The sequence below is a fragment of the Bacillus cereus group sp. Bce041 genome, assembly GCF_052646455.1.
Genome location: NZ_JBQXON010000002.1, coordinates 1 through 21791 on the forward strand (window position 1 = coordinate 1; position 21791 = coordinate 21791).

Genomic DNA, 21791 nt, shown 5'->3' on the forward strand with positions numbered 1-21791 from the left:
TTCAAAGGTGGTAAAATCATTTCTCGTGTTAGGAAGCTCACACCCTTGGCTTCCCTCTCTGTAAACCGTAAAAATGATTTCTTGTCCTTATCGTTACTTTTTCGTTCATGTTTATTTGTTAACTCATTATACTCGCATAAAAAACAAAATCAATACTATTTTTAAATTATTTTAAATTTTCAATCTCTAAATCCGTAAAAAAACACACTCATCCCTAGGAAAGGGACGAATGTGTTTTCGTGGTTCCACCCTTGTTCCAATCTAGACGTATTTCTCCCTAGATTGCTCAAGTTCAGATAACGGCTGATACCGTCAATAATTACTAGATTACTCGTTCACTATTGAAGTTCAAAGGTGGTAAAATCATTTCTCGTGTTAGGAAGCTCACACCCTTGGCTTCCCTCTCTGTAAACCGTAAAAATGATTTCTTGTCCTTATCGTTACTTTTTCGTTCATGTCTATTTGTTAATTCATTATAGTTATCAACTTTTTAAAAAGCAAGCCTATTTTTACTAACTATTTTCAAGAATTTTTTTTATTATATTTCACAATATCATTATGCAACCGCCACTCAATTTACCTATTTTGTTATTTCTCCAGTTTATAAATCAACGGTTCATATATAAATTCCCCATTCTAAAAACCGTACATATCCGCTCTACAAAACTATATTAATAAAATTTTTAATACAATCTTTTTGTATAACTTTCTTCTAAAGAACGTGCAACATCTTCTTCTGAAGTATTCACTTTCGCATGCTCCAGCAACATTTTTGCTGCTGATGGTAACTCTTTTTTATTTAACCAAGATTCTGGATCCCACATCTTAGAACGAATAAACGCTTTTGCACAATGAATATAACACTCTTCTATTTCAACAACAATTCCAAGCAACGGATTGCGTCCATTCGCCTGCATTTCTTTCAAAATTTCTTCGTCGTTTGTAATATACGCTCGGCCATTTATTCTGAGTGTCTCCCCAAGACCTGGAATAAAAAAGATTAATCCTACACGTGGATTTGAAATAATATTCAAAATGGAGTCTATACGACGATTTCCTGGTCTTTCTGGAATGATAATTTTATTATTATTGAGTACGTATACAAATCCAGGTGCATCTCCTCGCGGCGAGGCGTCACACTCCCCCAACTTATTTCCAGTGGATAATACTAGAAAAGGAGATTTAGAAAGAAAATCTACGCAATGGTGGTCTAATGATGAAATGACTTTTTTCAACGCTCGCTCACTTGGTTGCCCCAATATTTTCCGTAACTCTTCCTCTGTTGAAATAATCGATTTTATTTCCGTACGCTCTATCCCCACTTATAACCACTCCTTTTTCTTTATTTTCCCAAAATTCAATACAAATATTGTATAATAAAATTTGAGGAAAGGGGAATTAAAATGACAGAGTGGTTAACAATATTTGATCCTGAAAGAAATACACTTGGGAAGAAATTACGTGATGAAGTGCATCGTGACGGCGATTGGCACGAAACATTTCATTGCTGGTTTGTAGAAAAAGATAATGAAGATATGTTTTTATATTTCCAATTACGCTCTAAAAATAAAAAAGAAGCTCCATGTATATGGGATATTACTTCAGCTGGACATATTATGCATGATGAAGATGTACAAATTGGTGGTCTTCGTGAAATTGAGGAAGAATTAGGGCTTTCCTTTCAAACTAATGATTTAACATACAAGGGAATCTTTAAAATAGATTATGAAATTTCAAATCTTACTGATCGCGAGTTTTGTCATATGTATTTTCACAACGTCATCAATCCACTTCCATTCGCACCAGGTGAAGAAGTAGACGATGTGATGAAAGTACATGCAACTTCTTTTCTACAACTATTAAAAGGAGAGATTTCATCTTTAACGACTATTTCAGTCTTAAACAATACACCGATTACGATAACATTTGAAGATATTTATCCGTATGATCTTGCATACTATGAATTTGTTATAGAGCAAGGAAAAGAATTATTAAAAAATAATAGTTTATAAATAAAATAGGACTCCTAGCATAATATTGCGTAGAGTCCTATTTTTTATTATTGTTCAAGGATTTTTAATCTACTCTCTACTTGTATAAATAAACGAATCATTAATAACAGCATAACCACTATAATCACTATTATTGTATGTGGATATCTAAACAGTATACTAATAACACTTCCAATTAACATCATGATAAATCCGTTTTGCTTCATCACTTCTGCACTATACCTGTTACCCGCATCCCATAATTCCTTATTTTTCATAGATCGTTTCGTACGATAACCATATGCCGCATTAATATCGGTCGGTGGATTTTTTTGAAGAATAATTGCCGCAAGTATAAAAATAATACCAATCAATATGCTTATTCCTATGTTTACTAGTGCATCAATCAATTATATCCCCCCCTAACTTACACTTTCATTATACGACACAACCCTTATTTTTCCAATTTATAACACATTCACTTTCTTTCTTTTGATGTCTGGAACATACTTGGAAGTGTTACAAAACGTGCCCCTTTCGTTTTTAACTGCGGAATGATTTTGTCTAGTGCATCAACAGATCCTTGTAAATGCCCACCTGGAGTAGAATGCTGCAGTATGACACTACCTGGAAATGAATTCCCTAACACATTATTTGTAATCGTATCGGCACTTACACCTTTCCAATCAACTGTATCAACACTCCACTGTACAATCATAAAATTTTGCTCAGTTGCCCAATTCAATTGATTTTCAAGTATTTCACCATACGGTGGACGTATAAATTTAGGGGCATAGCCGGCTAAACGTTTTAATATTTCTTCCGTTTTTATAATTTGATTACGGTACTCAGCGTCATTTACTTTCGCTAAATTCGGATGACTGTACGTATGATTACCAATTACATGCCCTTCATTTGCAATACGCTTTACTACATTCGGAAATTTTTCTGCGTTTTCACCAAGTAAGAAAAAAGTAGCTTTTACATTATGTTGTTTTAACTTATCTAATATTTTTGGCGTGAATTCTGAATCTGGTCCATCATCAAATGTAAGAGCTACTTCCGCTTTATTATACGGTCCTGAAAATGCGTACGCATATTTTTCAACCCATGTAAATGGTGTCCACGATCCACGATCATCTGCTTTCATTTGTACTTCATAGCTTTGAGGGATATATGCGTATGGCAATGCGCTTATATAATCTCCATAATAAAATGAGTTATATGGCATATAAGCATACGAAACATCTCGTTCTAGTCCCCATTGATATGGAGCAAACATTTCTGGCGAATAAAAATAATACATGATAAAAAACCTCCCTAAATTTTCATATGTGATTCATCTGCACTTTGTTAGAGAAATTGTTATTCATAAACAAAAATAAGACTGTCCTTAATTAGGACAGCCTTACTACTTTATATTATTAATAAATTGATGTACTATCTTTTGGCAAAGCTTTCACATGTTTTAAATAGTTCGTCACTTTATCATCATCTTCTTGCGGATATTGATATTCATACGTGTTAGCGATTTCGTTCGCCACTTCCCTAAATAAATCACTCATGACAAAGAATGACTCCCATATGTTTTCATATTCAGCATTAGAAAATGTCCTTTTAAATTGCTCCCACATATCTTCTTCAATATATTGCTCGAAATGCTTTCCAAACTTCCCTGTATTAACTGTAAAGTCTGTTTTCATACCAATATGCCATTCTAGCATTACGATGAACATATCTCGCACTGGTCCTTCAAGCATTCCTTTTGCATAAGAAAGTTCCTCTCTCCATAACCCTTTTGCCACATTTGTACTACACCACCAAAATTCATTACAGCAATCCAAAAACTCTTTTTCTGTAGGCTTTTTTATTAAGTAATCCTTATCGCTTGCTGGCGGGAATTCTTCCAGACAATTATCTTTATCAAGAAGCAGTTTACTTAAACTATCTTGTCCAACGAACTTTTTTATTAACTCAACTGGAACTAGCGTTAAATCAATCCGATTCCCATCCATGAACTGCATTAAATATGGAAACTTCCCATCTTCATCTGGTTGAACTAACGACATTTCTTCTGGCATTTGTACTATCATTATTTCTCCAAATCTATGAACCCAATTATGATTAGACGTAAAAGATTGTATATCATTTACAACATACATAATATCATAGTCTTGAAAACAATCTCTTTTCACATTTGGATTTACACGCGATCCATTCATGATAACTGCTCGAATTCTTTCATCCTCTTTTGCTATATTTATAATTACGTCTAACATTTCTTTTTCAGTTCTCATCTATTTATATCCTCCAATTTTTTAATATATAATATAGTGTTATGTATATTGGAGGTCCACGAGCTAATCTCGTTATACACGATACATGTTATAATTTTTGAAACTTCTTTTTCATCCCTTGTTCCTCCTTACATCACTCTTTTACAACTGCCATCCCTTTCAATTTCCCAATGCTTTCTACCATTCACTTTTAATTATACCGAAAATTCTGTCTCGAATACAAAAAATAAAGAAAGGACATCTACCCCTTACAGAATAGATATCCCTTCTTTTAAAGTTAAATTTAATTCCTATGGATTAGTAGACCAAAGCCCAGCAGATTTAATAAATGTACGTTTATTTAATTTCAGCTGCGCTACGATAAATTCTGCAATATCTTCTGCTTGCATTACTTTATCAGGGTTTCCATCAGTTAATCCTAAATCTACAGCCATATCAGTTGCTACTGTACTTGGAGTTAAAGCTGTTACACGAATGTTATGTTTGCGAACTTCCATCGCTAACGATTCTGTTAAGCCAAGGACACCAAATTTAGAAGCACTATATGCACTTGTTACAGGTGCACCTTTTTGTCCTGCTGTAGATGAAATGTTAATGATATCACCAGATTGTTGTTCAATCATGCTCGGTAAAGCTGCACGAGTTGCATAGTATACACCCATTAAGTTTACTTGAATGATTTTTTCCCAATCAGCAACGTCTAGTTCTAAAAACTTACCGAATTTAGAAATACCAGCGTTATTAATTAAAATATCGATAGATCCTAAACCATTTTTTAACGTTTCAATCGCAGTTGTTACTTCTTCATATGAAGAAACATCAGCAGTTGCAATAACAGCTTTTACACCTTCTGCTTCTACTTCTTTTGCTACAGCTTTTAAGTTTTCTTCTGAACGAGCTAATAAGCCTACATTTACGCCTTCTTTCGCTAATGCGATTGCTACAGCGCGACCAATCCCTCTACCTGCTCCTGTAATTAAAGCATTTTTACCTTGTAATAATTCTGCCAAGTATAACACTCCTTAATCATCTCAGTTATGTATTATATTAAAATTGTATCTATGTTTATGTAAAAAGGCAATGATGCACTTTCATGTGCGTAGGTTACTTGTAGGTAACTATAGAAAGTTTTTATTTATAAGTTTCATTTTTTTACCATTATTCATGTAAAATAAAAACAAATCCAGCATAGGGGAGTGTATGAGTATGAAAAGCGAAGGAAAAGCTTTTCAATATAATTGCAGTAACGGTAAATGCATTTTTAAAGAGAAATAGTGTTAGAAGGTTCTCCTTCTAACACTATTTCTCTTCATGATTCGGCATACGCACAATAAATTCAGTACCTTTTCCTTCCTCACTCTCCACTTTTATCTCTCCTTGATGAAGGTCGAGTACTTTCTTTACAATAGCTAAACCTAAGCCACTTCCTCCATAGGCACGATTTCGTGAAGAATCCGCTTTATAAAAACGCTCAAAAATATGTTGTTTCTGTTCTTCTGATATACCAATTCCTGAATCACGGATACGCACTTCCACTACTGTCTCATGTTCCTTTAACTGAATAGTAATCGTACCACCGCTTGGAGTAAATTTAATACTATTATGAATTAAATTAATCCACACTTGACTCATACTTTCTTGGTCAGCAATAACATATACTTTTTCTAAATCTAGTTCTAACTCAATTTCTTTTTCAGCCCAGAGTGGTTCACTATTTAACACAATTTGCTTTAATTGTTGATCTAATCGATAGCTCACTCTTTCTGGTGTATACTCTTCTGATTCTAAAAGAGTTAGCTTTAGTAAATTTTGACTTAGTTTAGATAATCTCGTTGTTTCAGTTTCAATAATGGTAAGATAATGCTTTCTTTTTTCCTCAGAAAGATTATCGTCTTGTAGTGCTCTAGCAAATCCTTTTATAGAAGTTAACGGTGACTGTATTTCATGAGAAACATTCGATACAAACTCTTGTCTCATTTTCTCCATCGTATTCAGTTCATCTGTCATATCATTTATACTTTTTACGAGCACGCCAATTTCACCATCATACTTTTCTTCATTTCTTATTTTTACGGAGAAGTCTCCTTTTGCAATTTTTTGTATCGGTTCAATAATAGTCCAAATCATCGCCTCTCGTTTTGGTCTCATTAATATTCCAATCAATGTCCAAATAAGAATAATAAAGACAAAACCGACCATATCACTAATTAGAAAAGCAACAAACGGCGATACGTTTACGTCAAAAGCATTCAATATACTAGTTGCTACATAAAATGCGATAGACCAAATTATAGTAAGAAAAGAAAAGAGCGCTAATACCGCTCCAAATACTTTCAGCATCTTCAACTTACTCATTCGTTTTCTTTTTCTCATTTACTTACCTCTAAGCGATACCCTAATCCTCTTATTGTTTTAATACTAAATTTCGACTGCTCTTCTTGAAACTTCTCACGTAACCGATTAATATGAACGTCTAGTGTACGTTCATTCCCTTCAAAATCATATCCCCATATTTCTTCAATTAATTGCTCTCTCGAACAAGTTCTTCCCGATTTAGACCCTAAAGTAAAGAGCAGCTCAAATTCTTTTAACGGTAATGTAACCGTTTGTTCTCCAGATGTAACTTCGAATGTTTTACGATTTAATAATACATTTCCAACTTGAATCGATTGGGAAACTGTAATTTGGTAACGTTTCAATAATGCCTTTACTCTCACTACTAATTCTATAGGGTCAAATGGTTTTACAAGATAATCATCTGTCCCAAGGTGAAATCCTTTTACTTTTTGTGATGTTTCCCCTTTGGCAGTTAGCATCAGAACCGGGATATCATAGTATTTTCTTAATTCAAAACATACATCAAATCCATCCATATTTGGCATCATGATATCAAGAATAACCATATCGACTTTTACGTCATCCATTTTCTGAAGTGCATCTACTCCATCAATTGCCTCATATGTTTGAAAACCTTCTCGTTCTAAAAATACCGAAACGAGTTCTCTAATGTGTGGATCGTCATCTACTATTAAAATTTTAGGTATCAAAGGAACCATTTCCTTTCTACTTAGCATCTAATATATTTTTTAAAAATGAATCATCAGTGGAGTAAACTTCCCGCTGATGATTCATTTTATAATGCACCCTCTTTAATTTTCAATTGTTGCGTTGCAAACTCACGATACATATCATGCGTCTGTAATAATTCATCATGCGTACCACTACCTGTAAGATTCCCTTTTTCAATAAAGACAATTTTATCTGCATCTACAACAGTAGAAAGTCTATGCGCAATCACTAACGTTGTTCTGCCTTTCATTAAGTTATTTAACGCTTTTTGAACGACAGACTCAGATTTACTATCTAAGCTTGAAGTCGCCTCATCTAGCATAAGAATTTGCGGATTTCGAAGCAACGCTCGGGCAATGGCAATTCGCTGTCTTTGTCCCCCAGAAAGCTTCACACCGCGTTCTCCAACTTCTGTTGCATAACCGTTTGGTAAGTCATGAATAAATGCATCAACATATGCCATTGCTGCTACTTTTTCAATTTCTTCATCTATTACTTCGCCCTCAACGCCGTAACAAATATTATCACGAATCGTTCCATCAATTAACGGACTATCTTGTGATACGTAACCGATTTGACGTCGCCATGACTCTAATGAATAACTCGTAATTAATTCTTTTCCTAATTTAATGGCACCACTAGTTGGCTCATAAAAACGTTCCAGTAATGAGAATAACGTTGTTTTCCCACTACCACTTGGTCCTACAATTGCTGTCACTTTTCCAGATTCAATTGTGAAATCAATATTTTTCAAAACTTGCTCTTCTTCGTTATACTCAAAATGTACATTTTCAAGAACGATCGGTTGCTTAGCATTTGTCACTTTCACACCAGTTTCATGATCTTCTACTTCATATTCTAAAATCGTACTAATTCTTTCCGTTGCACCAATTGCCTTTTGGAATTGTGTAAAGAACATAGATAATTGACTCATTGGCATTACAATTTGAACTAAATACAAAATAAACGCTACAAGTTCACCGGTTGTTAATGCACCGCTAGAAACTCGCATCCCGCCATACCCTACGATAATAACAAGTAGTGCCATTAAAACAAACGACATAACTGGCGAAATTAATGCTTGCACTTTTCCTTCTTTCAAACCAAATTGTAATAACTTTTGTATACCTGTATTACCCGTTTCATATTCTCTCTTTTCTGTATTTGAAGATTTCACTAAACGAATTTCTGATAACACTTGCGTTAACACACTTGTAAAAGATGCAGTTTCATCTTGAAGCGCTTTTGAAATCTTATACATTTTTCGTCCAAGTGGAACTAAAATTAACACAGACAACGGAATAACCGTTAAAAGTAACGCAGTCATTTTCCAATCTAAAACAAATAATACAATTAACGATCCAACAATTGAAATACCACCTGTTAATAAGTTTGACAAATGCTCAGAAATTAACGTTTTCACAACACCTGTATCATTCGTCATACGGCTAATCGTATCACCTGTTCTATTTTGATCGTAATAAGATACCGGCAAGATAAGTACCTTTTTCCACAAACGTTCTCTTAGTCCCGCTACAATCTTCTGCCCAATATAATTTAGTAAATATATAGACAACCCTGCCGCAATAGTTTGCATTACAAAGAAAGCAATTAACCCAACAATTTGTCCTACACTAATTGAAGAAAGCGAAAAATTATCTACTAATCCTTTTGTCAGCATAGGAATAAATAAACTCGCTCCCGTAGAAAGCAAACTCATTAACAACGCAAAAACTAAAATTCCTTTCGGAGGATTTGTATCTTGAATAAGGCGTAAAAACTGCCTCCAACTCCCTTTTTTCTTTATTTCATTTCTAACTTCCATTCCTGTTCATCTCCTCATGTTAAACAAAACTGTTCTTTCTAAAATTAGAATACGATACAAATGTAAACTGAATGTAAACACACTTTTTCTATTTTTACAAAATATACATAAAAACTCATCTTTACAACAGATATAAACATCTGATATTATTACCTGGTACTTAATATTATTCTATGTAAATTATAGATAAATAATTTAAAACACGATATAAATCTCCAGTTAGTGAAAGGAGTATCCTTTTTGCAAACAAATATACATTCTGAAAAGGAAACAATTATTTTTATTCATGGATTAGTTGGCAATCGTCGTGCCTTCAAAAAAGAGCAAAAACGATTTTCTGCCTCCTACAACATTATAACTTATGACTTATTAGGTCACGGTGATGATAAAGGAGAAGCAATCGACTTTTCATTACAGCGCCTCGTAGATCAATTATTAAACTTATATGAACAAGAAGGTATTAAAAAAGCACATATTTGTGCGCTAAGTTACGGCTGTTACATCTCTACAATTTTTGCACAAATGCATCCAGAAAAAGTATTAAGTATTTGTCATATTGGAGGACATTACAATAACCCTTCTCGTTTATATAATGTATTTCAAAATTTTTGGGAGAAGCGAGGAGATGAATACTCTAAATGGCTCTCTCAATACGCAAATACTATTTTTCCAAGCGGTATATTAAAAGCAAATCCGTTCGCAGTCATTTCAAGAAATATTTACTACCGTTTCGGATTACAATTACATTCATCCATAATTGCCCAGTCATTACGACATCGGTTAGAATTCGATTTAAAATCTAAATTAAAATCACTTCCTCACCCTATACTATGGGTAATGGGAGAGCATGATCATCTCTATAAATCTTGTCTATTTGATTTGAAATCTATTTTGCCTAACGTTCTATATGAGGAAATACCGTTAGCGGGACATGCAGCGAACTTATTTCGTCCTAACTATTTCCATGACTTATATGATCGATTTTTAAATGGAAAGTTAAAATAAAAACTATTAAACTTCCAATTTATTCAACTATAAAAAGGCTTCCCAAGTTTCCTTGGAAAGCCTTTTCTCTATACGAAAAGTATATAAAACTACTTTTTCTTAGTATGCTTTTGTGTAACCTAATAGGTGCTTGCTCCAGTAAGAGTTACTTACAGAACTAATACGTACACCAGTTGCATCTGTTTCTGCACTAATGAACTGACCGTTTCCTAAGTAAACACCCATGTGAGAAGGACCTGATTTATAAGTATTTTGGAAGTATACTAAATCACCTGGTTGTGGATTGCTAGTTTTTGTTTTAGAGCTCCAGTATCCAGCAACTGTTTGACGAGCGCCTTTATGACCAGTTTGATTTAATACGTAGTGAATGAATCCACTGCAGTCAAAACCAGCAGGTGTTGTACCAGCAGTTCTGTATGGTGAACCATTTAAAGATCTAGCGAATCCAGCGATTGAAGATGTATCTCCACCTGTTGTTGGTTTTTGTACGTCTTTACCTGGTTGTTGAACGTTATTTGTAACATTATTGTTGTTTGTAACGTTGTTTACTCCGCCTTTTACAAACTTAACGAAGTCTGCACTTACGTAACCTGTGCGGCCGTTATGGTTAATTTTGTACCAACCATTTTCAGCACCAGTAACGTTTAATACTTTACCATTTGTTACTCCACCGATTACAGCGTTGTATGTAGCTGGGCCTGTACGTACTTTTAAAGCACCAGTGTTAACAACATAAGAACCACCAGTTTGAACTGTTGTAGTATTGTTGTTTGTAGTTGGTTGTTGTGTTTCGTTAGATACAGCAGAACCACCTTTTGTTACGAAGTCTTTGCTTACGTATCCAGTTCCACCATTGAAGTTGATTTTAAACCAATCTTGTACTTCACCTACAACTTGTACTGTTTTACCTTTGTTTACAGAACCTAATACTGTATGAGATGTACTTGGGCCTGTACGTACGTTAAGTGAAGAAACGTTTACTGTGTAAGTACCTGTTCCTTGTTGAACAGTCGTTCCTGTTTTGCCACCAGTCGTTACGAAGTCACCACTTACATAACCTGTTTGACCATTTACGTTTACTTTGAACCAACCATTTTCTTGTCCAACTACTTGTAGCACTTGGCCTGATTTTACTTTAGAAATAACGTTATGTCCTGTACCAGCACCTGAACGAACATTTAATACATCAGCAGTTACTGTGTATTTTAATTCAGAAGTTGTTTCTACAGTTTTTGTTTCAGTTACAGTCGTTTGAGTTTGAGTTTGAGTTTGAGTTTGTCCATTAATTTCTTTTAGCGCTTCATTTGAAACTTGTGCATGAGCAGAATCCATTCCTGGAACTGCAACGCCAGCTACAGAAGCTGCTGCTAAACCTGCAATTACTTTTTTCATAAGTTGTCTTTACTTCCTTTCCCTACTATCCTCTTAAAAAAAACTAAAACTTTAATACTTTACAATATTATCAAAGTAAAATATTCATCCAGTTCCATTTTTTAGCAAGAGTTTTATTTTTCACACAGAGTTCATTTTAAATGAACAAAGTGAAATCCGTGTGAACTTCATGTGAACTTTATCATTAAACACAGTGTTTTTGCAATGGTTTTTTCAAATTTCTTATATATCGCATGAAAATTCGACATTCTATTTAATATTTTAATATAAAATATCCCTTTTCTATCTATTATAAAAAATTCTATTAACCTAATATAAACTCAAGTATGTATTTCCTTATAAAGCTCCTTACATGAAGTATACTTTCATCATGACAAAAATCACTCTATTTATCAATAGTATAATATTTTTAGAAAACTAAATTTCTATACTATCTACAATTTTGAAATAATTTGACGAATTGTAAGATTTATTTCACAAAAGCCATTTCTCCTTTAAAGAAAACACACACTATATCAACTGTTCTCTTTTTCTTATAATGGAATTTATAGGATATTTATAGTATTATATACATATCTTAATAAACAAGAATTTTAGCGAATTGATTAAAGTTTCATTCCCTTATAAAATGAAACTTTAATCAGGAAGGGTTTTATACATCCTCCGCTAATTATTAACCCTCACCACTCGGGCTGCCCATTAATGCGGAGTTTTATTGGAATAAAAAGAGGAGGCATATTTGTGAGAAATATAATAGATGATCCAATACAAAAAAACATAGAGCTATACTATGCTTTTATTCAATTCGTTTCAATGATAACATTACAAAAAGTATCAGCTATTGAAACACGTAAAAATGAATTAAAAAATCAGATGAAAAATGCCGGACAAAAAAACCCTTATTACGTATAAAAAAAGGTGAACAGGTTATATTCCTGTTCACCTTTTATCAAATTATTTTATTTATAAATTTTCACACGGTTTTCTAACGGTTGGAATTCTTTTTCACCAGCATGTACTACCGGTTTACCAAATGGCATTTGCGCAGTGAGTTTCCAATTTGCTGGAACATCCCACTCTTTTCTCACTTTTTCATCAATTAGTGGATTGTAATGCTGTAACGTAGCACCAAACCCTTCAATTTCTAAAGCTGTCCAAATTGCAAATTGTAACATTCCTGATGATTGCTGAGACCAAGTTGGGAAATTATCTTTATATAATGCAAAGTTTGCTTGAAGGCTTTCCACTACTTCACTGTCTTCAAAATATAAAACCGTTCCATAACCACTTTTAAATGCATTCATTTTTTCTTCAGTAGGTGCAAAGTTATTTTCAGGTACAATTTTTCGTAACGTTTCTTTCGTAATATCCCATAATTTATCATGTTGTTCTCCTAATAAAACAACAACGCGAGCACTTTGAGAATTAAAAGCTGAAGGTGTATGTTTTACAGCATGATAAATCACTTCTTGAATTTTCTCATCAGAAACTACTTGCTCTTTACTAATTGCATAAATAGATCTTCTGTCTTCAATTGCTGAGTAAAAATCTTTTGCCATCATAATTCCCTCCAATTTTCAATTGAGGCTATTTCATATGTATATATCATATTACGCCCCTCAAACTTATTATTAATAAGCTTATAACTTTATAATATCACAGCAACAAATAAACTCAAATGATAACACTTGTATTTAGAAGCTTTTTCCTTTTTAAAATAAAAATAAAAAGACTGTTTGTTGTTATCTAAAATTAGTAACAACAAACAGTCTTACTTATGTAGCGATCTAGATTCGTATTTTACTTACTTAATTAACTAATCCAAATGCATACGACATTAACTTATTTGTCTCTGTAAAACGTTTTGTTTTACTTGATGTCCCCATGACCACTGTAATAATTCGATTATCACCTTGCTTTGCAGTCCCAGTAAAACAGTATCCTGCACTATCTGTAAATCCAGTCTTTAGTCCGTCCATTCCTTCTATATATAAACTTTTATTATTTTTATTTAACATGTCGTTTGTGCTTATAACATTAATATTATTAAATGCTAGCTGACTTTGGCGTAAGTGAGTCACTTCTAATATTTCCGGATAATCTTTTATAAGATGATATGCCAATTGCGCTACATCAGCAGCCGTCATTTTTGTTTCACTTCCATCTGGCTCTTGTAATCCAGAAGCATTTGCAAATTTAGCATGTTCCGACATTTTTAACTGTTTCGCTTTTGCATCCATAAGCTGAACGAAATCTTTCTCCGATTTTGCCATATGTTCTGCTAAAGCCACAGCTGAATTATTAGCTGACTCAATCATTAATGCATGATATAAATCTTTAACAGTTAATGTATCATTAACTTGTACTGGGATTCTCGCTCCCTCTGTTTGTGCCGCCTTCGCACTCATTTTTACTGGATCTTCCCAGCGAACTTTCCCGTTATGTATACTCTCTAGTAAGAGATACGCTGTCATCATCTTAGACATACTAGCCGGTGCAAAAGCTTCATTTTCATTATATTGATAAATAATATCTCCATCACTCGCATCGATAATCATAGCTGCTTTTGCGTTAATTTCTGGTGGGATGTACTTTGGCGGGACTACTTTTTCAGTAAATCCTGCTTTAGGTAGTTCTGCCACTTGCAAAGGTTGTCCCTCTACATTCGCTATGCTCTTTTGATTTCCTTGGAATAAGAACCAACATATCCCTAAAATAATGACTAATAGGACTGTCATCCTTCCCCATTTTAACCGATTCATTTCAAAACTCCTTTAGCAAACCTTTTATACACTCACATTTAACCTTATCAACAATTCCTTTATACAGTCAAGGTAAAAGGTATATTTATTCATAGTACAGCAATGATTATTTTAATTTATTTATGTTAAACTTACAATATTGAAACGTAAGAATATTTAATAATAAAATCTCGTAAATAAAGCGAAACTTTAATCAGCCCCACCAATCAGGCTACCCGTCAAATAGCGAGATAAACTATTTAATAGAAGGGATTCATACAAATGCTACTTCCAAAATCATTAAAATACGGAGACACAGTTGGGATTTACTCCCCTTCTTCACCAGTAACCTACACTTCACCAAAGAGATTTGAACGAGCAAAATCTTACTTACAACAGAAAGGGTTTCATATATTAGAAGGTTCATTAACAGGTCGATATGATTTTTATCGTTCTGGTAGTATACAAGAGCGTGCTGAGGAGCTAAATGTCTTAATAAGAAATCCTAATATTTCTTGTATTATGTCAACAATTGGTGGGATGAATTCAAATTCAATATTACCTTATATTGATTATGATGCTTTTCTAAAGAACCCTAAAATAATGATTGGGTATTCAGATGCAACTGCTTTATTACTAGCAATTTACACCAAAACAGGAATCCCTACATTTTATGGACCAGCTCTCGTCCCTTCCTTTGGCGAATTTGAACCTTTTGTTGATTGCACATACAAATATTTCGCTGAAACTTTACTACATGATCATTCTCTTCCTTATCATATAAAACAACCATTATTTTGGTCAGATGAATTTATTAATTGGGAAGAAAAGACAAAGGAGAAAGAACTTCGACCAAACGATTGGATTTCAGTAATTGATGGAAAAGCTACTGGGCGTATTATTGGCGGGAATTTAAACACGATACAAGGAATTTGGGGTAGCCCCTATATGCCACATATTCAAGAAGGCGACATTCTCTTCATTGAGGACAGTTCAAAAGATGCAGCTACTATTGAAAGAAGCTTTTCATTACTTAAAATTAACGGTGTATTCGATAAAATTTCAGGTATCATTCTTGGAAAACATGAGCAATTTGATGATTGTGGTACAAATCGAAAACCTTTTGAAATACTACTAGAAGTACTTCAAAATCAAAGAATTCCTTTTCTAGCTGACTTCGATTGTTGTCATACACATCCAATGATTACCATGCCTATCGGTGTTCAAGTAGAGTTGGATGCAACAAATAAAACGATACATATTGTAGAACCTTGGAAAAAATGAATGCATAGCTTCTATTGTTTTACAATAAAAGCCATGATACTATATAATTTGAAATGTGAAAGATTAAACAAAATATGTTCCAATATCTAACACTAGAAAAATTAGGTATAAATATATATTTATATGCAAAAGAGAGTGAATAAATGAAACCAACTATTAAAAATTACGTATTTTTACATGTAGCTTTTTTGATATATTCTATCATTATGGTTTACATGAAATGGGCAGCTAAATTCCCCATTGCTTCCATCTCATTTTTTGTTGCTTATTTCGGATTAGTTATACTTTTATTCGGATATGCAATTTTATGGCAACAAGTAATTAAACATTTCGAAATTTCAAAAGCATATTCACATCGCGGGATTATTATACTGTGGTCAATGCTTTGGTCAGTATTTCTATTTGGAGATACGATTCAGTGGAATCATTTACTTGGTGCAGCTATTATTATCGTCGGAATTGTGGTGGTGACAAAAGATGAATAGTTATATGTCATTATTTATTTTCGGGATAATTTTAGCTAATTACTCACAAATATTATTAAAAAAAGCTACTTTGCAACAATACGATTCTAGAATAAAAGAATATGTGAATCCTTATGTTATTATCGGCTACTCTTTATTTGTAATTAACGCCGGATTAAATGTTATCGCCATGAAGGGCATGGCATTAAAACAAGCATCAGCATTAGAATCCTTAAGTTATATCATCATATTAATTTTTGGTTGGTATTTCCTAGGAGAAAAAATAACGAAACGTAAACTCATCGGCAACATGATTATTATCGTTGGTGTAATCGTTTATTGTATCCAATAGTAAAAAGCTCCGTTTATCACAAACGGAGCTTTTTACTATTGACCTAAATTTTGCACTTTATCTTTCAAATCTCGAACTTGATCTACCGTCTGCATAAGCTCAGAGTTTTTAAATTGCTCTACATCCACTTTTCCTTCTTCTATCTTTGTCATCGCCGTATCAATTAACGTATTTAACTTTTCGTTATATCCGACGATTTGTTGATGAATATCCTTTGCTACATCAGGTGGCGTTAATTCATTGAATGCGGGTATATCTTGTTTAATTTCACTAAGCTTCGTTTCTAATTCTTTTCGAGCCTCGCTATCATTAACGGCCTTTTCTGCTAATGCTGGTGCATCATTTGCAAATGCACTTATTTCATTTACATAGTCTGTCGCCTTTTGAGCATAATCTATGGAGTTCTTTCCTTCTTCCACTATTGAACATCCCATTAAACCAATTGAAACTATAAATACTAATAAAATTGTTTTTATTTTCATTTTAGACTCCCTTCGTCTTTATCATTGTCTGTAATTTTCTCTATACATAACTTCTAGCTAAATTGTTTATAACCTTTTTCAAATAGCTATTTATCCTCTTACATGCCCTATTATCGTTACAACATCTATTTCTATATGTACGCTTATAATATCTTCAATTATATCCATATAGCCTTGTCCTATAGCTGTTCCATAGTGTAATGTAAGCCCCTTCTTTTCATACACTGACTTTGGCACTGAAAAAATAAATCTCCTCAAGTTTCTTTCATCAGCTGGTTCCATAATTAAAACAATCCCATCTTCATCAAACATATACGCTCGCCCTCCAACTTTACATTCACTATGGCTCAGTATTGCCTTGGTCAGCAAAATTTAAAACACAATAAGTTAAGATACTCTCTGCTCTATCATAAAGTGAAAGTTTAATCAGTGAGGATTTTGTTCATCCCCACTGGCTATCAGCCCGATCCCCACCTAACTTCTTTACTTCCGCTGAATTTTGAGGTAGGGTCTTACTGCCCGGCAAATAGCGAGATAAAAATAAAAACATTCATTCTTTTTTGTTAAGAATGAATGCTTTTTAAAGAATCAATTTCTAACTCTAGCATCTTTTTTTGACGAGGTTTTACTTTTCTTACGGGAACTCCAGCGTAAATATACCAATCATCTAAACTCTCTTTTACCATACTCATCGCACCGACTGCCGTACCTTCTCCTACCGTTACATTTGGAAAAATAATAGAATTAGCACCAATAATCACATGTTTTTTTAAAATAACTTTTTCTGCTTTCACATTCCTATATTGATTCGGGACGGTTGGACCCATTAATGTATTTCCACTGAAATCATCAAGTACTGCATATATGATTGTTTTAGCTGAGATGTTTGCAAAATCATGCATTTCAATCCCAACTTCCCCTCCATATAACGCTGTATACGCTGATATGTGCGAATAACTTCCAATTGTGATTTTACCACTTAAAATGCAAAAATCATCAATTCTTACATGATTGCCAACTGATATAGCACTCGGATTATATATACTTGCTTTTTTACTAACCAATACATTTTTCCCAACAGATAAAAATCCAACTTTCTTTAGTTCTTCTTGACTATAAAAACTATTCATCTACCGACACCACCTTCTGCTCTAAACAAATTACAATTTGCTCTACTAGTTCTTTCGTCATTCCTTCCCATAAAGGTAAACTTACGATTCGTTTTGCTATTTTATTCGTCTTTGTTAAATCTGTAGACTTATAGTTTTTAAAAAGAACTTGTTGGTGGCAAGATGGTGAAAAGTATAATCTAGCTTCTATTTTCTGTTTTTTCAGTTCTTCTATTACTTGTATGTTGCGAACTTCTTCTGGACAAATGATAGGCATAAATTGGTGAATAACTGCTTCTGTCTTTTGGACTTTCCACCCTTTTTTCATTAACCCAGTATTTTGTAACAACTGTTTATACCATTCAGAAATACGGCTGCGTTCTTTTAATTTTTGATCCCACTTTTTTATAGTCGCAATCCCAATAGCGGCTGCGTATTCAGACATTTTACAATTAAACCCCATCATCGTGCATTCACGATTTTTATCAAATCCGAAATTCCCCATTCTTTTAATATGTTGTATATCTTCTTCGTTTTTACTATATATGAGCCCTCCTTCACCAATTCCGAAAGGCTTTGTTGCATGAAAGCTATATACGATCATTCCACTAAAATCTTGACCGTAATGCATCCCTCCATTCATTAAACCAAATCCCGGCGCCGCATCTACGACAACCGGAATCCCCTTCTTCTCTAATTCTTCATATTTTTCTAAGTTCATCCATGATCCAAAAGTGGCGTACGGGATAACAATCGCAACCTCTTCTTTTAATTCTTCTATCTTATCCAAAAGTACGGTTTTATCCATATACCAATCATCTATTGAAATATCAATAAAGTAAGGTTCCAGTCCACACCAAATAGCGGCTAAGGCAGTCGCAGGGAATGTAAAACTAGGCATGAGAGCATACTTTCCCTTTCTTCTTTTCTTTAGTTGAATAGCCGCCATTAACCCTAACGTTGCGTTTGCTACTGTTGTAACAGCTCCCCTGTTTTGAAAAAATGACGACATAATTGTTTCCTCAAAACGTTGATTTATAGGTCCATAATTCGTATATATGTGAGATGTATCAATTTCCTTCAATTCGTCCAAATACTCACTTACAGGTACAGTTGAAGCACTTAAAAAAGGAATATTCTCCATATCTATCTATTCCTTCCTATCATTTTCGGACAATATAGAGCATATCTGTTTCAGATAATCCAAATTTCCTAGCACTTTTCATTCCTTGTTTTTCCGCTATGTTATATAATTCTACCTTAAATCCTGCATTCATTAATCGTTGAATAAATCCCGATTGATTATAAATTCTCACATGATCTTCTTGCCCGAAAGCTAATTTCCTCAATTGTGGTGTTACAATTAATTCATTCTCTACAATAAAATCTACATTCATTACGATTGGTACTTGAATAATTCCCCATCCATTTGGCTTTAACACTCTATATAACTCTCGCATTGCTTTGTCATCATCAGGAACGTGTTCTAACACATGGCTACATACTATTACATCAAAAGTATTACTATCATATGTAATCCTTGTAACATCAATTTCCTTCATTAATGGATCCTTTGGTTCTAAGTCACCACATACATACGTAATATTTTTATACTCGTTAAACCAATCTCTTAACTTCGCTTCAGGTGCAATATGAAGCATTGTATAGTTTCTATTTAACAAGTCCGTTTCCGTTTCAATGTACGCACGGTACAATCTTTCACGATCCATCGAATTACAAACTGGACATATCCCTGTATCTTTATTCCACATTTCAAATTTATATTTCGGAAAATCATAATGTGCTGGCCAAGGTGAAAATTTTTCAAATTGTTGATTACAATATTGACAATAACAAGATTCTTTCTCGAACATATGAGCAACTAAATTATTTAAGCCTTTTTTTATCTTTTCATTATAAATTTGATCTAGTTCGCCATTTCTTACTGCATCCTTAACTATAAATCCCGCATTTTCTAAACAATAAGATAAACTCTCTTTATACTCACTTTCGGAGCTTAAAAACCCACTATTATATGCATCTATAATTAATTCAATCCACTCTTCAATTGTCATTAAAATAAAATGCATTTGTTTTTGATTTTGTCCACTATGTTGTCTAAAATAACTAAGAGGTTCATGTATATAAACTACTTTTCCTTTCCTCATCATATCTAGCCAAGTTGCAATGTCATTAATAGCAGAATAAGCCTTTCCTTTAAAATATCCAAACTTCCCGTCAAACAAATCCCGATTAAACAAAACAGTTGTCGGCTCACCAACTACATTTTTCAAGTTTTTTAACATATAATTCCCTAATTCTTTTCCTTCAAAAAGTGTAGTTTCTTTCGCGATTTTCATATTTAATGTTGAAGGTGGTAATATCTCTCCATTCTCATCAATCAGTTCACGATATGACGTCACAAATGAAATATTTTCTAACGTCAAAAAGTATTTCATCATTCTCTCGATCTTTTCATGATGAAATAAATCATCATCTAATAAAAAGTTTATATAGTCCCCATTTGCAAGTTCTACACACTTATTAAAGTTTTCAGCAACTAACGGCGTTTCATTTTTAACATATGTAATACACTCATATTCACGTAAGTACGGTTGAATCATAGCATTGACTTCATTATTTGTACTATCGTCAGAAATAATAATTTCAATATTTTCATATGTTTGATTCAAAGCGCTGTTGAGTGCTAATTCCAAGTAATAAGGTCTATTGTATGCAGGAATAAGTATACTTACTTTCGGTAATGAAGAATTATTATTTATATGTTGTTTTTTCTTTTCTATGTTTATTTTCTTCGCTCTAATTTTTTGGTAATAGTCTAATGTATATAATATTGATGATGGAACTATCCTTCTTGCATAATCTAGAAAATTAGTTATCGCTTTGTCTAACTCTTTTTCGGTGGATAAGAAACCATATTGTTCTCCTGCTATAATACTGTGTGAAAAATCTTCTAACCCATCCATCATTTTATTAGATTCATTTAACTGTTGATCTGGATGTAATCGAAAGTAACTAAGTGTCTCTGCTATATATACTGCTTTTCCTTTACTTAATAAAGATAACCATGAAGCTATATCTACGTTACATAAATACCGCCTCTTATCAAAAATCCCATATGGTTCTTGTAAATCATTTTTACGAAATAAAACTGTTGTCGGTTCTCCAATGTAATTTTTTTGATCCACAATTACCTTATTTCCTAATTCTGTTCCCTCTATAATGGTATCCTCTTCAAATAAACGGACAGTCGAATAAATATGTCGCAGTTCTTTCCCTTTATCATCAATTACTTGACGATGAGATGTTACAAGCTTAATTTCATTATCTAAATCATTGAAAAAATACTTCATCATTTTTTCAATTTTATTCACATGAAATACATCATCATCCATTAAAAAATTTATATACTCACCGTTCGCTTCATTAAATAACATTAACGCATTTTCAAATTGTCCGAGAGTTGATCTATTTTTTATATAAATAATATTTGAATGATCACATAAGTATTTTTGTAACAATTTTTCTGTTTCATCATTCGTGCTGTCATCTCCAACTATAATTTCTATATTAGGGTACGTTTGTTCTAACACACTACATAACGCCTTTTCAAAGTAACTAGGACGATTATACGTAGGAATTAATACACTTACCAACGGAAGTTGCTCTACCATTTCTTCAGTTCTTTCAATACGAGTTCTCATTTTAACTCTCTCACCTCTTCGCATATTATTTATATACGCGACACAAAAATCACAT

The 21791-nt window shown here is 33.2% G+C and carries 22 protein-coding genes, 1 pseudogene and 1 other annotated feature; of the genes and pseudogenes, 7 read left to right on the forward strand and 16 right to left on the reverse strand.

Annotated features, from left to right (window positions below):
* Window positions 1-218 precede the first annotated feature (218 nt).
* Window positions 219-450, reverse strand: a binding site (T-box leader).
* A gap of 233 nt (window positions 451-683) precedes the next feature.
* Entirely contained in the window at window positions 684-1322 is a 639-nt protein-coding gene (locus ACUN13_RS05960) for a pyridoxamine 5'-phosphate oxidase family protein (protein WP_000510728.1), read from the reverse strand.
* Window positions 1323-1403: 81 nt separating this feature from the next.
* Between ACUN13_RS05960 and ACUN13_RS05965 the strand changes: the two genes are divergently transcribed.
* Complete coding sequence (locus ACUN13_RS05965) at window positions 1404-2012, forward strand: NUDIX hydrolase (protein ID WP_000141352.1); 609 nt, start codon at window positions 1404-1406, stop codon at window positions 2010-2012.
* A gap of 47 nt (window positions 2013-2059) precedes the next feature.
* Here the strand turns inward: ACUN13_RS05965 and ACUN13_RS05970 are convergent, their stop codons facing one another.
* The 4 genes from ACUN13_RS05970 to ACUN13_RS05985 form a co-directional block, all read right to left on the reverse strand.
* Entirely contained in the window at window positions 2060-2398 is a 339-nt protein-coding gene (locus ACUN13_RS05970; protein WP_025687792.1) for an SdpI family protein, read from the reverse strand.
* Window positions 2399-2469: 71 nt separating this feature from the next.
* Window positions 2470-3297: a peptidoglycan-N-acetylglucosamine deacetylase gene (locus ACUN13_RS05975; RefSeq protein WP_000291203.1), complete on the reverse strand. Its 828-nt coding sequence runs from the start codon at window positions 3295-3297 to the stop codon at window positions 2470-2472.
* A gap of 118 nt (window positions 3298-3415) precedes the next feature.
* The gene (locus ACUN13_RS05980) at window positions 3416-4288 is read right to left on the reverse strand and encodes an aminoglycoside 6-adenylyltransferase (protein WP_025687791.1); all 873 of its coding nucleotides are present in this window, start codon (window positions 4286-4288) and stop codon (window positions 3416-3418) included.
* A 290-nt stretch (window positions 4289-4578) separates the two neighbouring features.
* A complete protein-coding gene (locus ACUN13_RS05985; RefSeq protein ID WP_000818985.1) occupies window positions 4579-5298 on the reverse strand; it encodes a 3-ketoacyl-ACP reductase in 720 nt (239 codons plus the stop codon).
* 196 nt (window positions 5299-5494) lie between these two features.
* On the opposite strand from ACUN13_RS05985, the pseudogene ACUN13_RS05990 reads away from it, so the two are divergent.
* Window positions 5495-5563: pseudogene (locus ACUN13_RS05990) on the forward strand (DUF3139 domain-containing protein); the annotation flags it as partial.
* A gap of 24 nt (window positions 5564-5587) precedes the next feature.
* On the opposite strand, the gene hitS reads toward ACUN13_RS05990, so the two are convergent.
* From hitS to ACUN13_RS06005, 3 genes are all read right to left on the reverse strand, one after another.
* Entirely contained in the window at window positions 5588-6661 is a 1074-nt protein-coding gene (gene hitS / locus ACUN13_RS05995) for an envelope stress sensor histidine kinase HitS (RefSeq protein WP_001231621.1), read from the reverse strand.
* Window positions 6658-7335: an envelope stress response regulator transcription factor HitR gene (gene hitR / locus ACUN13_RS06000; protein WP_000612414.1), complete on the reverse strand. Its 678-nt coding sequence runs from the start codon at window positions 7333-7335 to the stop codon at window positions 6658-6660. The genes hitS and hitR overlap by 4 nt, the downstream gene beginning before the upstream one ends.
* A gap of 86 nt (window positions 7336-7421) precedes the next feature.
* Window positions 7422-9182 (reverse strand): ABC transporter transmembrane domain-containing protein, encoded by a 1761-nt coding sequence (locus ACUN13_RS06005; protein WP_025687790.1) that lies wholly within the window; start codon window positions 9180-9182, stop codon window positions 7422-7424.
* Between the two features lie 240 nt (window positions 9183-9422).
* Here ACUN13_RS06005 and ACUN13_RS06010 point away from each other — a divergent pair, with 240 nt between their 5' ends.
* A complete protein-coding gene (locus ACUN13_RS06010) occupies window positions 9423-10187 on the forward strand; it encodes an alpha/beta fold hydrolase (RefSeq protein ID WP_445423718.1) in 765 nt (254 codons plus the stop codon).
* Between the two features lie 99 nt (window positions 10188-10286).
* On the opposite strand, the gene entFM is transcribed toward ACUN13_RS06010, so the two are convergent.
* Window positions 10287-11579, reverse strand: coding sequence for an enterotoxin EntFM (gene entFM, locus ACUN13_RS06015; RefSeq protein WP_000755498.1), 1293 nt, complete (start codon window positions 11577-11579; stop codon window positions 10287-10289).
* Between the two features lie 741 nt (window positions 11580-12320).
* On the opposite strand from entFM, the gene ACUN13_RS06020 reads away from it, so the two are divergent.
* Complete coding sequence (locus ACUN13_RS06020; protein WP_001244279.1) at window positions 12321-12491, forward strand: hypothetical protein; 171 nt, start codon at window positions 12321-12323, stop codon at window positions 12489-12491.
* A gap of 47 nt (window positions 12492-12538) precedes the next feature.
* Here the strand turns inward: ACUN13_RS06020 and ACUN13_RS06025 are convergent, their stop codons facing one another.
* Window positions 12539-13141: a nitroreductase family protein gene (locus ACUN13_RS06025; RefSeq protein WP_025687201.1), complete on the reverse strand. Its 603-nt coding sequence runs from the start codon at window positions 13139-13141 to the stop codon at window positions 12539-12541.
* A gap of 246 nt (window positions 13142-13387) precedes the next feature.
* Window positions 13388-14341, reverse strand: a complete 954-nt coding sequence (locus ACUN13_RS06030; RefSeq protein ID WP_001080870.1) for a D-alanyl-D-alanine carboxypeptidase family protein — start codon at window positions 14339-14341, stop codon at window positions 13388-13390.
* A gap of 261 nt (window positions 14342-14602) precedes the next feature.
* Here ACUN13_RS06030 and ACUN13_RS06035 point away from each other — a divergent pair, with 261 nt between their 5' ends.
* The 3 genes from ACUN13_RS06035 to ACUN13_RS06045 all read left to right on the forward strand — a co-directional run bounded on the left by ACUN13_RS06035 (window position 14603) and on the right by ACUN13_RS06045 (window position 16420).
* On the forward strand, window positions 14603-15604 hold the full coding sequence (locus ACUN13_RS06035) for a S66 family peptidase (RefSeq protein WP_000926333.1): 1002 nt from the start codon (window positions 14603-14605) through the stop codon (window positions 15602-15604).
* A 143-nt stretch (window positions 15605-15747) separates the two neighbouring features.
* Window positions 15748-16089: an EamA family transporter gene (locus tag ACUN13_RS06040; protein ID WP_000805125.1), complete on the forward strand. Its 342-nt coding sequence runs from the start codon at window positions 15748-15750 to the stop codon at window positions 16087-16089.
* Window positions 16082-16420 carry an EamA family transporter gene (locus ACUN13_RS06045; RefSeq protein ID WP_445423719.1) on the forward strand — a complete coding sequence of 113 codons (339 nt, stop codon included), beginning with the start codon at window positions 16082-16084 and terminating at the stop codon, window positions 16418-16420. The genes ACUN13_RS06040 and ACUN13_RS06045 overlap by 8 nt, the downstream gene beginning before the upstream one ends.
* 35 nt (window positions 16421-16455) lie before the next feature.
* Here ACUN13_RS06045 and ACUN13_RS06050 read toward each other — a convergent pair whose 3' ends face one another.
* From ACUN13_RS06050 to ACUN13_RS06070, 5 genes are all read right to left on the reverse strand, one after another.
* Window positions 16456-16902 (reverse strand): DUF6376 family protein, encoded by a 447-nt coding sequence (locus tag ACUN13_RS06050; RefSeq protein ID WP_025687202.1) that lies wholly within the window; start codon window positions 16900-16902, stop codon window positions 16456-16458.
* Window positions 16903-16992: 90 nt separating this feature from the next.
* Window positions 16993-17214, reverse strand: a complete 222-nt coding sequence (locus tag ACUN13_RS06055; RefSeq protein ID WP_000459099.1) for a hypothetical protein — start codon at window positions 17212-17214, stop codon at window positions 16993-16995.
* A 251-nt stretch (window positions 17215-17465) separates the two neighbouring features.
* Complete coding sequence (locus tag ACUN13_RS06060) at window positions 17466-18032, reverse strand: acyltransferase (RefSeq protein ID WP_445423720.1); 567 nt, start codon at window positions 18030-18032, stop codon at window positions 17466-17468.
* Entirely contained in the window at window positions 18025-19155 is a 1131-nt protein-coding gene (locus tag ACUN13_RS06065; RefSeq protein WP_445423721.1) for a DegT/DnrJ/EryC1/StrS aminotransferase family protein, read from the reverse strand. Before ACUN13_RS06065 ends, ACUN13_RS06060 begins: the two co-directional genes overlap by 8 nt.
* A gap of 19 nt (window positions 19156-19174) precedes the next feature.
* Window positions 19175-21736: a glycosyltransferase gene (locus ACUN13_RS06070; protein WP_322357979.1), complete on the reverse strand. Its 2562-nt coding sequence runs from the start codon at window positions 21734-21736 to the stop codon at window positions 19175-19177.
* Window positions 21737-21791 lie beyond the last annotated feature (55 nt).

Coding starts and splice junctions, on each gene's coding strand:
- ACUN13_RS05965 (WP_000141352.1), top strand. CDS start 1,404: ATGACAGAGTGGTTAACAATATTTGATCCTGAAAGAAATACACTTGGG.
- ACUN13_RS06035 (WP_000926333.1), top strand. CDS start 14,603: ATGCTACTTCCAAAATCATTAAAATACGGAGACACAGTTGGGATTTAC.
- hitS (WP_001231621.1), bottom strand. CDS start 6,661: ATGAGAAAAAGAAAACGAATGAGTAAGTTGAAGATGCTGAAAGTATTT.
- ACUN13_RS06025 (WP_025687201.1), bottom strand. CDS start 13,141: ATGATGGCAAAAGATTTTTACTCAGCAATTGAAGACAGAAGATCTATT.
- ACUN13_RS06045 (WP_445423719.1), top strand. CDS start 16,082: ATGAATAGTTATATGTCATTATTTATTTTCGGGATAATTTTAGCTAAT.
- ACUN13_RS06055 (WP_000459099.1), bottom strand. CDS start 17,214: ATGTTTGATGAAGATGGGATTGTTTTAATTATGGAACCAGCTGATGAA.
- ACUN13_RS06070 (WP_322357979.1), bottom strand. CDS start 21,736: ATGAGAACTCGTATTGAAAGAACTGAAGAAATGGTAGAGCAACTTCCG.
- ACUN13_RS06005 (WP_025687790.1), bottom strand. CDS start 9,182: ATGGAAGTTAGAAATGAAATAAAGAAAAAAGGGAGTTGGAGGCAGTTT.
- ACUN13_RS06065 (WP_445423721.1), bottom strand. CDS start 19,155: ATGGAGAATATTCCTTTTTTAAGTGCTTCAACTGTACCTGTAAGTGAG.
- entFM (WP_000755498.1), bottom strand. CDS start 11,579: ATGAAAAAAGTAATTGCAGGTTTAGCAGCAGCTTCTGTAGCTGGCGTT.
- ACUN13_RS06030 (WP_001080870.1), bottom strand. CDS start 14,341: ATGAATCGGTTAAAATGGGGAAGGATGACAGTCCTATTAGTCATTATT.
- ACUN13_RS05980 (WP_025687791.1), bottom strand. CDS start 4,288: ATGAGAACTGAAAAAGAAATGTTAGACGTAATTATAAATATAGCAAAA.
- ACUN13_RS06060 (WP_445423720.1), bottom strand. CDS start 18,032: ATGAATAGTTTTTATAGTCAAGAAGAACTAAAGAAAGTTGGATTTTTA.
- ACUN13_RS05975 (WP_000291203.1), bottom strand. CDS start 3,297: ATGTATTATTTTTATTCGCCAGAAATGTTTGCTCCATATCAATGGGGA.
- ACUN13_RS06050 (WP_025687202.1), bottom strand. CDS start 16,902: ATGAAAATAAAAACAATTTTATTAGTATTTATAGTTTCAATTGGTTTA.
- ACUN13_RS06040 (WP_000805125.1), top strand. CDS start 15,748: ATGAAACCAACTATTAAAAATTACGTATTTTTACATGTAGCTTTTTTG.